Annotated in this window: 13 protein-coding genes and 1 pseudogene; 11 read left to right on the top strand and 3 right to left on the bottom strand. The window is 64.7% G+C overall.

Going from position 1 to position 14,741, the window contains the following annotated elements:
* Position 1 precedes the first annotated feature (1 nt).
* The 6 genes and pseudogenes from V6E02_RS06305 to V6E02_RS06280 all read left to right on the top strand — a co-directional run.
* Positions 2-1,396: an AAA family ATPase gene (locus V6E02_RS06305; RefSeq protein WP_347307935.1), complete on the top strand. Its 1,395-nt coding sequence runs from the start codon at positions 2-4 to the stop codon at positions 1,394-1,396.
* The gene (locus V6E02_RS06300; protein ID WP_347307934.1) at positions 1,389-1,916 is read left to right on the top strand and encodes a type II toxin-antitoxin system VapC family toxin; all 528 of its coding nucleotides are present in this window, start codon (positions 1,389-1,391) and stop codon (positions 1,914-1,916) included. The genes V6E02_RS06305 and V6E02_RS06300 overlap by 8 nt, the downstream gene beginning before the upstream one ends.
* The gene (locus tag V6E02_RS06295; protein ID WP_347307933.1) at positions 1,916-2,614 is read left to right on the top strand and encodes an RNA ligase family protein; all 699 of its coding nucleotides are present in this window, start codon (positions 1,916-1,918) and stop codon (positions 2,612-2,614) included. The genes V6E02_RS06300 and V6E02_RS06295 overlap by 1 nt, the downstream gene beginning before the upstream one ends.
* A gap of 2 nt (positions 2,615-2,616) precedes the next feature.
* Positions 2,617-3,354 carry an HNH endonuclease gene (locus tag V6E02_RS06290; protein ID WP_347307932.1) on the top strand — a complete coding sequence of 246 codons (738 nt, stop codon included), beginning with the start codon at positions 2,617-2,619 and terminating at the stop codon, positions 3,352-3,354.
* 154 nt (positions 3,355-3,508) lie between these two features.
* On the top strand, positions 3,509-3,751 hold the full coding sequence (locus V6E02_RS06285) for a transposase (RefSeq protein ID WP_347307931.1): 243 nt from the start codon (positions 3,509-3,511) through the stop codon (positions 3,749-3,751).
* Positions 3,752-3,876: 125 nt separating this feature from the next.
* Positions 3,877-4,574 (top strand): annotated as a pseudogene (locus V6E02_RS06280) (IS256 family transposase); the annotation flags it as partial.
* A 309-nt stretch (positions 4,575-4,883) separates the two neighbouring features.
* On the opposite strand, the gene sucC reads toward V6E02_RS06280, so the two are convergent.
* Positions 4,884-6,068, bottom strand: coding sequence for an ADP-forming succinate--CoA ligase subunit beta (sucC, locus tag V6E02_RS06275; RefSeq protein ID WP_347307930.1), 1,185 nt, complete (start codon positions 6,066-6,068; stop codon positions 4,884-4,886).
* Between the two features lie 54 nt (positions 6,069-6,122).
* Here sucC and V6E02_RS06270 point away from each other — a divergent pair, with 54 nt between their 5' ends.
* Positions 6,123-7,304, top strand: a complete 1,182-nt coding sequence (locus tag V6E02_RS06270) for a GNAT family N-acetyltransferase (RefSeq protein ID WP_347307929.1) — start codon at positions 6,123-6,125, stop codon at positions 7,302-7,304.
* Positions 7,305-7,499: 195 nt separating this feature from the next.
* Positions 7,500-7,850, top strand: coding sequence for a DUF3135 domain-containing protein (locus V6E02_RS06265; protein ID WP_347307928.1), 351 nt, complete (start codon positions 7,500-7,502; stop codon positions 7,848-7,850).
* Between the two features lie 64 nt (positions 7,851-7,914).
* On the opposite strand, the gene V6E02_RS06260 is transcribed toward V6E02_RS06265, so the two are convergent.
* Positions 7,915-9,366: an EAL and HDOD domain-containing protein gene (locus V6E02_RS06260; RefSeq protein ID WP_347307927.1), complete on the bottom strand. Its 1,452-nt coding sequence runs from the start codon at positions 9,364-9,366 to the stop codon at positions 7,915-7,917.
* A 385-nt stretch (positions 9,367-9,751) separates the two neighbouring features.
* On the opposite strand from V6E02_RS06260, the gene V6E02_RS06255 reads away from it, so the two are divergent.
* The 3 genes from V6E02_RS06255 to V6E02_RS06245 all read left to right on the top strand — a co-directional run bounded on the left by V6E02_RS06255 (position 9,752) and on the right by V6E02_RS06245 (position 14,027).
* On the top strand, positions 9,752-10,141 hold the full coding sequence (locus V6E02_RS06255; protein WP_347307926.1) for a DUF302 domain-containing protein: 390 nt from the start codon (positions 9,752-9,754) through the stop codon (positions 10,139-10,141).
* Positions 10,142-10,188: 47 nt separating this feature from the next.
* Positions 10,189-11,052 carry a tetratricopeptide repeat protein gene (locus V6E02_RS06250; RefSeq protein ID WP_347307925.1) on the top strand — a complete coding sequence of 288 codons (864 nt, stop codon included), beginning with the start codon at positions 10,189-10,191 and terminating at the stop codon, positions 11,050-11,052.
* A gap of 302 nt (positions 11,053-11,354) precedes the next feature.
* Positions 11,355-14,027: a translocation/assembly module TamB domain-containing protein gene (locus tag V6E02_RS06245; RefSeq protein ID WP_347307924.1), complete on the top strand. Its 2,673-nt coding sequence runs from the start codon at positions 11,355-11,357 to the stop codon at positions 14,025-14,027.
* A 234-nt stretch (positions 14,028-14,261) separates the two neighbouring features.
* Here V6E02_RS06245 and V6E02_RS06240 read toward each other — a convergent pair whose 3' ends face one another.
* The gene (locus tag V6E02_RS06240) at positions 14,262-14,540 is read right to left on the bottom strand and encodes a hypothetical protein (RefSeq protein WP_347307923.1); all 279 of its coding nucleotides are present in this window, start codon (positions 14,538-14,540) and stop codon (positions 14,262-14,264) included.
* Positions 14,541-14,741: the final 201 nt, after the last annotated feature.

Below are 14,741 nucleotides of genomic sequence, written 5' to 3'. Positions count from 1 at the left end.
GATGTTGACCGAACTGCAAATTCAGAACTTCAAAGCCTGGCGCGACACGGGCCCGATCCGCCTTGCGCCGCTGACAATCATCTTCGGCGCCAACAGCGCCGGTAAAAGCAGCTTGGGGCACCTGCTGCTGGCGCTCAAGCAGACCGCGCGGCTGGCAGATCGCAAGCGCGCGCTCCATCTGGGTGACCTGCAGTCGGACATCGATCTGGGCACGTTCAAGGACTGCCTCTATCAGCATAATCTCAAGGCCAAACTCAGCTTCATGCTGGGCTGGAAACTGCCGGTGCCGCTCACGATCACCGACCCCCTCAACAAGAAAGCGGCCTTTCCCGCCGATCACCTGCGGCTTTCTACCACCCTGCGGGCCGATGCCCGCGGCTTGCCCATGGTCGAACAGTTCAGTTACGCGCTGCTGCACGAAAATCAAACGACCTTGAACGTCACGCACGGACTTGACGCGCGCGGTAAAGCAAAACTCGATGTCAAACCGATGCGCTTGATACATGCGCTAGGGCGCAAGTGGGATGTCGAGCCGCCCGAGAAGTTCTACCGTTTCTCGGACGTGACACTGGCGCGCTACCAGAACGCCGATGCGCTCGCAGTCTTGCCGCTGGAGCTCGAGCGTCTGCTGGATGGGCTGGTGTACCTCGGGCCGCTGCGCGAACCACCGCAGCGCACCTATCACTGGGCGGGCGACACGGTGCCGAATGTGGGAGCGCGCGGGGAGTATGCGATCGCCGCGATCTTGGCCGCCGCCGACGCCGGCCGAGAACTCAATCGCTGCTATAAACAGCGCCGCCAGCGCTTCGATACCTTCATCGCCGCGTGGCTCAAAGACCTCGGTGTGATACACAGCTTCAACGTGCGGCCGATCGCCAAAGGGCGGAAAGAATACGAAGTGGTCGTCCGCACCCGCGCCAACGGCCCCGACGTCAAACTTACCGACGTGGGTTTTGGGGTCTCGCAAGTTCTGCCGGCGCTGGTGCAGGCTTTTTACGCGCCACCGCACAGCACGGTGTGGATGGAGCAGCCGGAAATTCACCTCCACCCGAAGGTGCAGGCCGAGCTGGCCGATGCCTTCATCAGCGCGGTCCAGGCCTATGAAAACGGCAGGCCGCGCAACGTACAGCTCGTGATCGAGAGTCACTCCGAGCACTTTTTGCTGCGCCTGCAGCGGCGCGTGGCCGAGCGGCTTCTCGAACCCGAGGACGTGGCGGTCTATTTCGTGCGCGATGGCAACACAGGCGCGCAGCTCGAAGAACTCAAGCTCAATCGCTTCGGTGAGATCGAAAACTGGCCCGAAGGTTTTTTTGGCGATGATCTGGGCGAGATCGCGGCGCGCACCAAAGCCGCCATGCAGCGTCAGATGAACGATGGAGGGGTTTTACATGGCTGAGGTCGTCATCGATACCAATGTGCTGCTGGTCGCCAGTCAGCGCCATCACGACGTATCGCCCCAATGCGTGTTGGCGTGCATTGAACGGCTCGAGCGCATTCAAAAAAACGAATGCGTGGTCATCGACAAGGCGTTCGAGATTCTGGGCGAATATCAGCGCAAGCTCGATACGCGGACAGGCAAGGGGCCGGGCGAGGCATTTCTCAAATGGCTTTTGCAAAACAAGGCCAATCCGAACAAAGTGCATCAGGTCGCGCTCACCAAGCATGCAGACCACGATTACGCCGAGTTTCCAGATCCCGCTTTGGCCGATCAGTTCGATCCGCCAGACCGCAAATATGTCGCGGTGGCGTATGCGCATCCAAGCAAGCCTCCAGTTTTGCAGGCCGCCGACAGCAAATGGCTGCGCTGGCAAAGTCAGCTTCAAGCGCACGGCATTCGCGTCGAGTTCCCATGCCCGCAGGATATTCGCAGGTTCTTCCAGAAAAAGTTTCCGGGCGAAGTGCCGCCGCCGCTCTGATGAACGAAGCCTTCTTCCGTTTCCCGCACACGCCGCACCTCGTCTGGCTCGGCAAGGGCGAGCCGCGTGATGACAAGGTACTTTCGCCGGCAGAGACCGACGAGCTCCTCGGCGGCGAGATCGTTGTCGAGGAAAAGCTCGATGGTGCCAATCTGGGCCTGTCGATCAGCCCGGACGGCAGCTTGCGCGTGCAACACCGCGGCGGCTGGTTGTCGCCGCCTTATTCCGGCGAGTTCCGCCGGCTGGGAGCGTGGTTGGTTCAGCATCAGGAGCGCCTGTTCGATGCGCTCGAGCCACATCTGATAGTTTTTGGAGAGTGGTGCGCAGCCCGCCACTCCCTGGATTACGACAGGCTCCCGGACTGGTGGCTGGTGTTTGATGTGTGGGATCGCAACGCGCAGCGCTTCTGGAGCACGACGCGGCGCAATGCCTGGGCGCATGCGGCTGGCGTGCCGCACATTGCCCGCCTGCATCAGGGCCGCTTCACATTGCCGCAGTTGCAGGATGCCGTGATGCGCAGCGCCAGCCGATATCGCCTAGGCCCTCCGGAGGGTGTCATCCTGCGCCGGGAAGACGATGCGTGGCTGCGTGCGCGCGCCAAACTCGTGCGCCCCGACTTTGTTCAGGGCATCGAAACGCACTGGCGCCGTCAACCCTTGCGCTGGAACCGGCTCAAGGCGAGTGCGGAGCAAGGCTAGCCATGCTTCCGATCCTGGTTGAAAAAGCGTTGAATGACGCCGGTTACGACCTCGTCGAGCCCACGACCCCGGCCGGGTGGTTCCAGGCGCGAGTCAGCGGCTCACAGGCGGTGTTGGCCATCCGCTCGGAGGGCGGCCAAACCTTGATCGCCACGCCGGAGCCCGGCTTGGTTCACCGTGTTGGACTCGTCGCGGCGCAGACAGCAACGCCGCCGGGCATGCGCGACGTCGGCCTGGCCACGAGAGACGACCAGCTTTACGAGGCGCTGCGGCTGCTGCATGCGTTGCAAGCGCATCGGGCGACGCTGCTTTTGGCCGCGCTGGAGGATCGCCTGGCGGCCATTCCAGAAACCGAACGCACGCGGGAGGTACGCCAGCGCATCGGCCAGGACCTCTTCCGCGAGGCTTTGATGAACTTGTGGGAGGGGCGCTGCGCGCTCTGCGATCTGGCCCTGCCCCCAGCCCTGCTGCGCGCCAGCCACGCCAAACCATGGGCACGCGCGACAGACGAAGAGCGGTTGGACCCCTTCAACGGCCTGCTGCTGGCAGTCCAGTTTGACGCGCTATTCGACCAAGGTCTAATCGCGTTCGACGACGAAGGTCAGACTCTCATTTCCTCGCGCCTCGCAGTGCAAGCGAGGCAATTCCTGAAACTCGACGCGCTGCCGCGCCTGCGTTTCGTCTTGCCCGGACACCGCAAGTATTTGCGGTATCACCGCGCGCATGTCTTCCTGCCCTGAGAAGTTGTGGCATCCCCTACATGCAGCAGCAGGTCAGTCGGGGTATGTGCTGACTTATGTGCAAAAGCGTCTGCAGTCAGTAGGGAGCGGGCGGGTGGTCATGGTAAGAGGTTGATGATTGAGATCGACCTTGAACCCTGAAGGAGGGCAAACCATGACCACGAGGAATCATAAGACGAAGATGTTGGCAGTGGAAGCGGTCGCAAACGACCGCGACCTGATGAAGGCGCTGATGAAGGAAGCCCTGCAAGAGGTTCTGGAAGGCGAGATGACCGAATTTCTGGGGGCGGCGCCGGGCGAGCGGACCGAGAGCAGGAATGGCGACCGTGCGGGCGACGACGGCCGCAGCCTCATCACCCGTATCGGCACGCTTATTGAGCGTAACGTCAGTCGTTGACAGGCTGCGTAAGTCAAACGTCATTCCCGCGAAAGCGGGAATCCAGGGTATTTCTCGCCATGTTCCTGGGTCCCCGCTTTCGCGGGGACGACACAACGGTGTGACCTACTTACGTGATGCTCAATAAGCTGCGGGTGCCGCGGGACAGAAGCTGCGAATTCTCTACGGCTTTGTTCGAGCGCGACGCCAGGCGCGAGAAGGCCTTGGTGGCGGCGCTGGCCGAGATGTATGTGCAGGGCGTCTCCACCCGCAAGGTCAAGGCCATCACCGAAGAACGCTGCGGCCACAGTTTTTCGGCCAGCGCCATCAGTGCCATCAACAAGGGGCTGGATGATGCCTTGGCGCGCTTTGCCAACCGCCTTCTGACCGAACCCCATCCTGACCTGATCCTCAACGCCCGCTACGAGCGGGTGTGATCCAGCAGCGGGCGGTGCGGATCGCCATCGGCATCAACTGGGAAGGGCAACGCCAGGTGCTGGCGGTCGAGCTGGCCAACCGCGAGAGCCAGAGCAGCTGGAAGGACTTTCTGATTCGGCTCAAGCAGCGGGGGCTATCCGGTGTCGAATTCGTCGTCTCCGACGACCATGCCGGCCTCAAGAAGGCCATCCGGGAGGCCCTGACCGAAGCCGGCTGGCAGCGCTGCTATGTGCATTTCTTGAGGAATGCCCTGGACGACCTGCCGCAGAAGGCAGACGACGCCTGCCTGCGGCTGATCCGGGCGCTGTGCGTCGAGACCCACGAAGCGTGGCTAAAGGACAGTCGCTACCTGAACATGACGCTGCTGGCGGAGCAGAAAAAGGAGGCGCTGAGACTGGCCGCCTGACGCGGCTAGCCGCTGTCGGCACCGCTTCGGCCTCTGCCCTACGCGGCACCGACAGCGCAACGGAGATCAACCACTTACCTGATCTGCATATTTGCACAACTTGACACACACAACTAGCCGGCGTCCACGATCAGCCCCGGCCATGGCCACGATAGCTGGATTTGCGCGTGCCCGCAAACCACGTCCACGGGCAGCTCGTCACGTGCTTTTTTCAAGCTCGCTGGGAATGACGTGAAGTGTTTCTGCCGTCCGCTTTTCCCTGGCGGTGGATGAAGGGCAAGGATGGTGGCGGGGCGTGGTGTCGTCGCCTCAGGGCTTTCTACGGCCGTGCTCGTTGCAGGCGGCCGCCACCGCCAGCTGCGCGGCTTCGGTGAGGCTGGGAGCGGAGAGGATCTTCAGCCCCGACTGGGCCAGCATGTTGCGTCCCAGATCGACGTTGGTACCCTCCAGTCGCACCACCACCGGCACTTCTACACCCACCTCCTTCACCGCCTGGATGATGCCCTCGGCGATCACGTCGCAGCGCATGATGCCGCCGAAGATGTTGACGAGGATGGCCTTCACCTTGGGATCGGAGAGGATGATCTTGAAGGCCTTGGCCACGGTCTCCGCAGTGGCGCCGCCCCCCACGTCCAGGAAGTTGGCGGGCGCACCGCCATGCAGCTTGATGAGGTCCATGGTGGCCATGGCCAGTCCCGCGCCATTGACCATGCACCCAATGTTGCCGTCCAGGGCGATGTAGTTGAGGCCCACGGCGTGCGCGGCGGCTTCCTTGGGATCGTCCTGGCTCGCGTCGCGCAGGTCGGCCAGGCGCGGTCGCCGCCATAGGGCGTTGTCGTCCACGCTGATCTTGCAATCCAGGGCCACCAGTCTGCCGTCTTCCGTGAGCACCAGGGGATTGATCTCCAACAGCGACAAATCGTTGCTCACGAACAGCCGGTAGGCATTGCGCAAAAGGCGCGTCAACTCGCTCACCTGGGTCCCGCGCAGCCCCAGGGCGAAGGCGAGCGCGCGGCACTGGAATTCCTGCAGGCCCAGCAAAGGGTCGCACAGCTCGCGCAGGATGCGTTCGGGCGTGCTCCGTGCCACGTCCTCGATGTCCATGCCGCCAGCGCTGGAAGCCACGACTGCGATGCGCTCCTTCTCCCGATCCACGAGCACCGATAGATACAGCTCCCGCGCCACCGCCAGGGTCTCCTCCACAAGGACGCGCAAGACCGGCTGGCCCTGGGGCGCGTTCTGATAGGTCACCAGCGGTCGTCCCAGCAATTCGTCCGCAACCTGGCGCAATTCGTCCACCGAGTTCACCACGCGCACACCACCGGCCTTGCCCCGCCCGCCGGCATGGATCTGTGCCTTCACCACCCAACGACTGCCGCCCAGTTCGTTGGTGGCGACTTCCGCGTGCAGGGTGTTTTCCATCACCACCCCACGCGGGGTGGGGATGGCATACTCACGCAAGAGTTCCTTGGCCTGGTATTCGTGCAGATTCATGATCGCTTCCAGAGTGGGCAATGCAGAGGGAAGCGAAATTCTGGAGGAAATCCTGTGAATAAGGAAGCAGATCTAGCACCTGCGCGGCTCGAGGTGGTGCATGCCCTGGCCGAGGTGGAGGCGGCGCAATGGGATGAGCTCGCCGGCGGTCAGCCCTTTGTGCGGCATGCCTTCTTGCAGGCCCTGGAGACCACCGGCTGCGTGAGCGAGGCGCGCGGCTGGCTACCCTGGCATCTGATCCTGCGCAAAGCAGACAAGCGGTGCGCCGCGTTGCCCCTTTACCTCAAGCATCATTCCCGGGGTGAATTCGTCTTCGACTCCAGCTGGGCCGAGGCCTACGTGCGCCGCGGTGGCCGTTACTATCCCAAGCTCCTCACCGCGGTGCCCTTCACGCCGGTGACGGGCAGGCGGCTATTGGGCGCGCCAGAAGACAGGCAGGCTCTGATCGAAGCCGCCTTGAACCTCGTTCGTGAGCTGGGGGTATCTTCCTGGCACTGCCTGTTTCCCACCGAGGGCGAGGCGCACGCCCTGGCGCGTGCGGGTCTGCTGTTGCGACGGGGCGTCCAGTTTCACTGGCACAACGCGGGCTATGGCAGCTTCGAAGATTTCCTGGCTGAGCTTGCGCGCAACCCGCGCAAGAAGATCCGTCAGGAACGGCGGCGAGTGCGCGAGGCGGGCGTGGATTTCCAATGGCGCAGCGGCGCCGAGATCACCGAGGCGGACTGGCGCTTTTTCGAGCGCTGCTATCGCAACACCTACCGGGAGCATGGCTCCATGCCCTATCTCAATCTGGACTTCTTCCTCGAGCTGGGGCGGCGTCTGGGTGACCACTGTCTGTTGATCATCGCCCACCAGCATGGCGTGCCCATCGCCAGTGCCCTCAACCTGTTCGACGACCAAGCACTCTACGGGCGCTACTGGGGCAGTCTGCGATTCGTGTCGGGTCTGCATTTCGAGACCTGCTATTACCAGGGCATCGAATTTTGCATCGCCCGTGGCTTGTCCCGCTTCGAAGGCGGCGCCCAGGGCGAACACAAACTCGCGCGGGGCCTCGTCCCCGTCACCACCTGGTCGGCGCACTGGATCGCGGATGCGGGCTTGCGCGAGGCGGTGGCACGCTTCCTGGCCCAGGAGACCGAAGTTTTGGCCGACTACGTGGCAACGCTCAACGAGCACACGCCCTTGCGCAGCCTGGCGTCGCGCTTGCGCGGCAATGACGGGGAAATGCGAGAATGACGGTCCACACGCTGCCTGTCGCCACTTTCGTAAGTTTCCATCGCCGCGCCAGGGCGTCGTGGCTCTGGCACAAGGTGTAATGGGGGTGGGGTGGGAAGGTATGCCGTACCGAGGTCCACCATCGTGGATTTTTGCGCAGGTCCTACTGCATAATGGGGGCGATGGTCGTGTCGGCGGCGTTCACGGAGGCAAGCCATGAGTCAGCGCGATTTCCGCTTCGATTTCGACGAGTGGATGCGGCTCGCGAAAACGGATCCGGCTGCCTTCGACGCGCGGCGGCAGCAGGCCATCGAGGCACTCATCAACGAGGCGCCACCCCATATCCGCCAGCGCCTCGAGCGTTTCCAGTGGCGCATCGACGTGGAGCGCGTCCGCTGCGAGAACCCGATGCAGGCCTGCATCAAGCTCTCCAACATGATGTGGCAGCTCGTCTATGGCGACCGGGGTTTTCTCTGGTCGCTCAGTCTATTGTCGGACCCGAATCCTGTGGCACCGGCGGCCACCGCCGCGAGCGTGGTGTCCCTCAAGCCTCCACGCGAGACCTGATCCAACTTTACCCGCGTGGCGCAAGGCTTGTCCCTGCGTGCCGCCGGTTGCCGCGCTCGCCTTGTCACGCCAGGGCCACTTGGTCGGCCCAGAGCAGGGCCTGGGCGTGGGCCTCGTTGAGTTCGCGCGCCTCGATGCCGCACACCGCGGCGTAGGTTTCCAGGATGTGCGCCTCGCCTTCCTCGGTGGCGAGCACCAGTTCCAAATAGGGGGCGTAGGGTCCCTCGCGCTCGAGCAAGGCCTGTGCGATCTCGCCCGGCAGCTTCAGCCCCGCTAGCGCTTGCTTCATGGGCAGGTTGAGCAAGGCATCCAGCAGGGAGAACATGCCGACGATGAACAGCCCGCCGCGCGCCTCGGGCGCCAGCCGTGGCTGCCCCAAAAGCTCGGCGAAGCGCCCGCGCACCAGCGCCGTGCGCATGAGAGCGAGACTGCGGAAGTCGGGCTCGCCGCTGGCGAACAGCAGGAGGGTGAGCCAGCGGTAGAGTTGATCGTAGCCCAGGACCATCAGCGCGTGGCCGATGGAGCGCACGGGCTGCATAAGTCCATTGGCCGCTGAGTTGATGTAGCGCAGCAAGTTGTAGGCGAGGGCCGCATCACGCTTGAATACCGCCTCGATGTCTTCGATCTCGGCGCGGCTCACGGTGAGGTTGATGAGTTCCATGATGCGCAGACGCTGAGGGTTGAGGCGAGCGCCTTGGGTGGACTCAAGGCGCGTGAAGGAATAGCCCTGGAAGGCCTTGAAACCCAGTTTGCGACAGACCTCGAACAGCTCCTCGACGTCCACGTGAGTGGCTACCAGTCGCGCACGGCTTTGCTTGAGGGCCGCCACGGCGAACTCCCCTAGCGCAATGGCGTCGCGCCCGTGGGCATCGACGCGCAGGAAATCCGCAAGCTTAAGCAGCGGACGCGTGGCCGCATCCAGCGTGGGTTCGTCCAGGGCGATGGCATAGCCCATACGCTTGAGCTCGGCCAGACGCGTGGCCAGGGCTGCCATGTCACCCTCCGGACGCAGCGCCAGCACCAGTCCCTCGCCTGCAAGACGCGTAAGAAAGCCACTATCCAACGTATGTACGGACAAGGGTAGGAAGATTTGACGCCCACCACGCAAAGCGTGGATGTTGAGGTCGAGCAGGCTGGCGAGCAGCATCTCGTCCATCATCTGCATCAGGGTGGGACCCGAGGGGGCGCCGGGCGGTGGACTTTTCTTCAGGCGCAGCTCATAACCCAGGGTTCGGCCGTCGGCTTCAAGCACCGGCTGGCGGCCCAGGAAACGCTTGAGCAGGTCGGAGACTTGGGTGCGCCGACCGTGGGTATCGATGGGGAGGACATCGCTCACCACGGCGTTGGCCGCGGTGGTATCCACCACCCGTCCCACCGACGCGGCTGCGCTAGGCGGGGTGTTAAGCAAGGGAACGATGGCATCGAGCGCGGGTTCGCTGGCGTGGGCAGAGGCGTTGGGCACCACGCGGTTTTTTTTCTGCGTGCCACCGAATAGTTTGAAATATTTGCTTAGCATGGGATTGCGCCGGGTGGGAGGACGGCTCCACTTGGAGCAATAGCGGACCGTGGTTGCGAATTCTTGAGGCTTGCGCGTGACTTTAAAGTCATGCGCAGCGGCCACGCTGGAAGATGAGGTCGGTGCGGCGGAAATTTCCGTCGTTCCCGAATGGGCGCGCAGCCGAGGCAATGGCCATGAAGTGTTCCGGATACCCGCTTGCGCCATCCTGACGCCGTAGCCGTCATTCCGGGCGAGCGTAGCGCAATCCGAAATCCAGCAAGCCGCGCCCGCTGTAAGGACGCGCGGCTGACATTCCTGCCCGCGCAATGACGGTGCACGCGTCGCGGCTCATCTGCTTTCGCCAATCGCCATATAATGGCCTTTTTTTGGCGAGGAGAGTGCGATGTACGGATTGACCGTGACCGTGGACATGCCTTTTGATGCCGCCGTCGCGCGCGTGACAGAGGAGTTGAAGAAGGAGGGCTTTGGCGTGCTCACCGACATCGACGTGCAAGCCACCCTGAAGGCCAAGCTCAACGTGGAGCGTCTGCCCTATCGCATCCTGGGCGCGTGCAATCCGGTGCTGGCCAACAAGGCCATCGAGCTCGAGCCCGACATCGGCCTGCTATTGCCATGCAACGTGGTGGTGCGCCAGGAGCCCGACGGCAAGGTGAGCATCCTGCTGCTGGATCCCAACCTCATGGTGGAGCTGGTGAGCAACAAGGCCGTGTGCGAAGTGGCAAAAGAGGCCCGCGCGCGGCTGGACCGGGTCAAGGCAGCGCTGGAAGCTTGAGTTTCGAGTCGGCTATCCGGCTAACAAGCCGCGGGTCATCATCGGCCATGGCTTCCCCCTTCGTCCTCGACGCCAGCGCCGAAACCTTTCCCACGCTCGTGCTGGAAAATTCGGCGCGTGGGCTGGTGGTGGCCTTGTTCTGGTCCCCCCGTGCCGCGCCTTGCATGATGATCATGCCGCGGCTTACGCGCCTGGCGGAAAGTCATGCCGGGCGCTTTCTCTTGGTCCGCCTCAACGTGGACGAGCTGGCGCGCCTGGCCCGCGACTGGGGTGTGGCAAGCGTGCCCACGGTCAAATTTTTTCGTCACGGGCAGGTGGTGCACACCATTCACGGCGCGGAATCGGAGGCGAGCCTGCGTGCCGCGCTGGAACGGTATCTGCCCCGCGCAGCCAACCCGGCCCGGCTCGAGGCCCAGCGCCTGTTCCAGAGCGGCGAGGTGGATGCTGCCTATGCCAAACTGGCCCAGGCGGCGCTGGACGACCCAGACGATCCCCTGCTGCCCTTGGATCTCGCCCGCCTCATGGTACGAAACGGCGAGCATGCCCGCGCCCATGCGTTGCTGGCCAACCTGCCGCAGCCAGCCGCTAGCCACCCCGAGATCGAGCGGCTGTTCCTGCATCTGAGCCTGATCCTCGCTGCCGAGGCGGCTTCCGAACCAGCCGCCCTGGAGGCGCGGCTTGGCGCCGCTCCGGATGATTCGGCGGCCCGCTTCGCCCGCGCCGCGCGCCGGCTGGTGGACGACGACTTCCTGGGCGCGGCAGATGACTTGCTCGAACTCATCGCTCGCGATCCCCAGTGGGAGCAGGGTCTGGCCCGCCGGGCGCTGCTTGCCGTGCTGGATTTGCCCGCGTTTCCTTCGCAGGAGGTAGCCGAATGCCGGCGCCGTCTGGCTTCCTTGCTCCATCGCTGACGGTCGTGGCGATGGGCCGGCTAGGATGATCAAGCGGCTTGCATGATCGGCTCTTTCAGTCCCTTTCCAGAGGGCGAGCAAGCACGGGCCCGAGGTGGTTTGAGGTGAGGCATGGTGACCAAACATTCACTTTCCGGGCGTATTGCTTGTTGCGCCCAACTCCCTGAACTGACGCCAGTTTCCAGGCGAAAGTGGGTCAGCGCATTAGCATGAATCTGTCTATAATGGCCCGTTAAGCCTAAAGGCTGGCGATCACGGGACGATGACAGACCTGTCGCCGCTACGGCGAAGATGCGATCGCGATGGATCCGAACCTCGTATTCACCAAGACTTCCAAGGGCGCCCTGGAGGCGGCCGGCAAGACGCGCCTGCTCAACCGGGAGCAGGCGCGCGTGCTGGCCCTGGTGGATGGGCGTTCCACCTTGGCGCAGATGCTGGAGCGTGCCGAGCGCATGTCCCAGGCGCGGCTTGCGCGGGTGTTGTCCAGTCTGGAAGCGGAGGGCTTCGTGCGCAGCATGCGTAGCGGGCCCCAGACGGTGCTTGCCAATGAGCTCGGCTTTTCTTCCACCATCATCGTCGATGAGGCGAACACCCAGGCGTTCATCGAGGCCCAGCGGGAGCTGGAGCGACGGGCACGCCAACAAGCCCAGCGCAGTCAGGCGGAGACAGAAAGACAGCGCGCCGCGCTGCTCAATGAATTGAAGGGCGAACAAAATCCACCGGCTTCCGACGCCGCCCTCGCCAAGCCAGAGGTGACGGCGCCTCAAGCATCGGCGGGGCAAGCCGGCGCGCCCGCGCCACCGCCAACGCAAGGACCACCCCAGACACGATACAGCGGGTCGGTGTCCCGGGAGGCCCGCCTGAGGCAGGCCGAGGCCGGGAAGCTAGAGGCTGATTCCGAAGGTCGGGACCTCGCCCGCCAGCTGCGGGCGGCGCGTCTTGCGGCCGAGCTCGAGGCTCGCGTGAAGCGCCGCCTCGAGGCGCGCGCGCGGGAAGAGGAAGAGGCCCGCCGCCGGGCCGAGGAAGAAGCGCGCGTGCGGGCGGAAGCCGAAGCCCGGGCGAGGGCGGAGCTGGAAGCGAGGCTTGCAGCCGAACGGCGGGCGCGGGAAGAGGCCGAGGCCCAGGCCAGAGCCGAAGCGCAAGCGCGGGCCCGGGCAGAAGCGGAAGCCCAGGCGCGCTTGGAGGAAGAGGCGCGGCGCCGTAAGGAAGCGGAAGCGAGAGCGCGGGAAGAAGAAGCCCGGGCGAGGGCGGAGCTGGAAGCGAGGCTTGCAGCCGAACGGCGGGCGCGGGAAGAGGCCGAGGCCCAGGCCAGAGCCGAAGCGCAAGCGCGGGCCCGGGCAGAAGCGGAAGCCCAGGCGCGCTTGGAGGAAGAGGCGCGGCGCCGTAAGGAAGCGGAAGCCAGGGCGCGGGAGGAGGCGGCGCGCCGCAGCCGGGAGCTGGCCGAGCAACGGGCCGCGGCAGAGGCCGCGGCAGCCGCTCGGGAAGCGGAACGCGCGGCGGCCAAAGCCGCAGCGGAACGGGCGGCGCGCGAGGCCGCCGAGGAAGCGCGCCGTTTCGCGGAAGAACAGGCGCGTCGGCTCATGGAAGAGGAAGAGCGCGAACGGGCCGAGGCCGGGGCGCGCGCGGTGGAGCTAGCGCGCCTGAAGGCGGCGCAGCAGGATGCAGTCGAGCGCCTGCTGCGGGGAACCGTCCTGCGCCGCTGGCGCTTCGACTGGCGCAAGGCTGCCAGACGCGCCGCAGCGGCTCTGGGAATTGCGCTGGTGGTCGCGCTGGTGCTGGCACATCTAATCTCGTTCAACTTCTACGCCCCCTGGCTGGCGGCCCGGCTTGCGGGCACTTTGGGCGAGCCGGTGCGGATTGGCGCGCTGCGCTTTTCTGCGTTCCCTGCGCCTCACTGGAAATTGGAGCAGGTGCAAATCGGCGTGCTTGAGGACATTCGGATCGCCCGCGCCGAGCTTACGCCTCAGGTGACGGACTGGGGCCGGGCGCGCATGCGGCTCGCCCGGCTGATGCTGGATGGCGTCACGCTGGAGGCGGACGCCCTGCCGCGGCTGGCGGTTTGGGCCGCGCGCCAGCCTACCGCGCCTTTTCTAGCAAGCCGCGTGGACTTGGCGCAGGTGCGCCTGCACGTTCCCGGTCTTAAGCTGCCGGGTTTCGGCGGACGGCTGGTGGCGGAGGGCGGCAATGTGCGCGAAGCCGTTCTCACCACCCTGGATGGGCGGGCCACCCTGACTCTGCAACCCGTGACGGGAGGCTGGCAGGTACGGCTCGCAGCGGCCCGCTGGACGCCGCCACTGGGGGTCGATTTGATGTTTGATCGGCTCGATCTGCAAGGGCTTGCGCGCGGCCAGACCCTGGAGATCACGACCCTTAACGGGGACCTCTACGGAGGCAGGGTAGAGGGTAGCGGGCGGGTGAGCTGGGCGCGCGGCTGGCAGGCGCTCTTCGACCTGGATATCGGCAACGTCGATCTCGCCGCCGCCCTCCCTGTTTTCACTCCTGCCCTGCGCGCGGAGGGCACGCTCTCGGCCAAGGCGCGTATCCAACTCACCGCTGAGCGGCTGGGCGCGCTGACCGACGCGCCCATGGTGCGCGCCACCTTCGCGGCCAAGGATGGGGCGCTGGGCAACGTGGATCTGGTGCGCGCCATCAATGCCGCCGCGGGGAGTGCGGTGAGCGGCGGCGAGACCAAGTTCAACGGTTTCTCTGGCTATCTGGAGCTCGCCGATGGCCGCTACCGCTACCAGCAGTTGCGGCTGCACTTGGGGATGCTCAACGCCACTGGCAATGCCGTCATCGAGCCCGATCATGGGCTTTCCGGCAGCATCCTCACCGAATTGCGCTCCCGCGGCGGCACCCTGCGCGTGCCCCTGACGGTGGAGGGAAGCCTCGAGGCGCCGACGCTGCGTGGTAAGGGCCTGGCCTCCCGGGCTGGCCTGGCGCCAGCCGAGCCGGCGGCGCAAGCCCAGCCGTGAGGCATGAACGCAGCTCACCCACTAGGCCGGCGTGCGCCTAATGGGCTGTCCGACACATGACATTCCTCAGCCGTTTTTGAGAAGCCAGCCGCGCGCACGCGGGTGTGTTCGGTCCCAAGGAGGCGGCTTAAGTTCCACTTCTCGGTCAGGTGTGCAACCTGGCCTGCCCCTGTGTGGCGCAACCCAGGCGCGCCTGGGACCACCCCTATGCCGCGTCTTGATGGATGATCTAGGTTAAACGCGCTGTTCCTCGCCGTCGGCCACGATGTGGGCCTTGACGGCTTCCAGGGCCTCACGCAGCGTCTCTTCCGTGGTTTCGTTGAGGAATTCGGCCAAGAGCTCCGCTGCCTCGTAGGTCTCGGGCGGCAGTTTCGAAGTGTCCAGTTCCGCTACGAAGGCGGCGGCCGCACCGGCGATGCGCAAAAGGAGCTCGCGTTCGCCCATGAGGAGCTCCAGCTCCTTGCGCAACATTGTGATTTCTTCGTCCTTCAGCTGGATGATCTCGTGGGGCATGGCCTTCTCCCGGGAGGCTGCGGTGGGGACTGGGGATGTTGCGGTATGACGGTGCCCCTTGTCAACGCGCGGGAAATCTCAGGTGTAGAGAGCAAATAAACTGTCCGGACTTGTAGCACGATGGTTGTCCGGTTTTATTGGGTACCGAGGAGGTGCCTGATGAGACGGACGGAAGTGTTGCAGGAGATACGGAAGATGCGA

It is taken from the genome of Thiobacter sp. AK1 (genome assembly GCF_039822265.1).
Lineage (GTDB): Bacteria > Pseudomonadota > Gammaproteobacteria > Burkholderiales > Thiobacteraceae > Thiobacter > Thiobacter aerophilum.
Note: the sequence above shows the minus strand (reverse complement) of the source record. Positions and strands in the feature narration are given on the sequence as shown.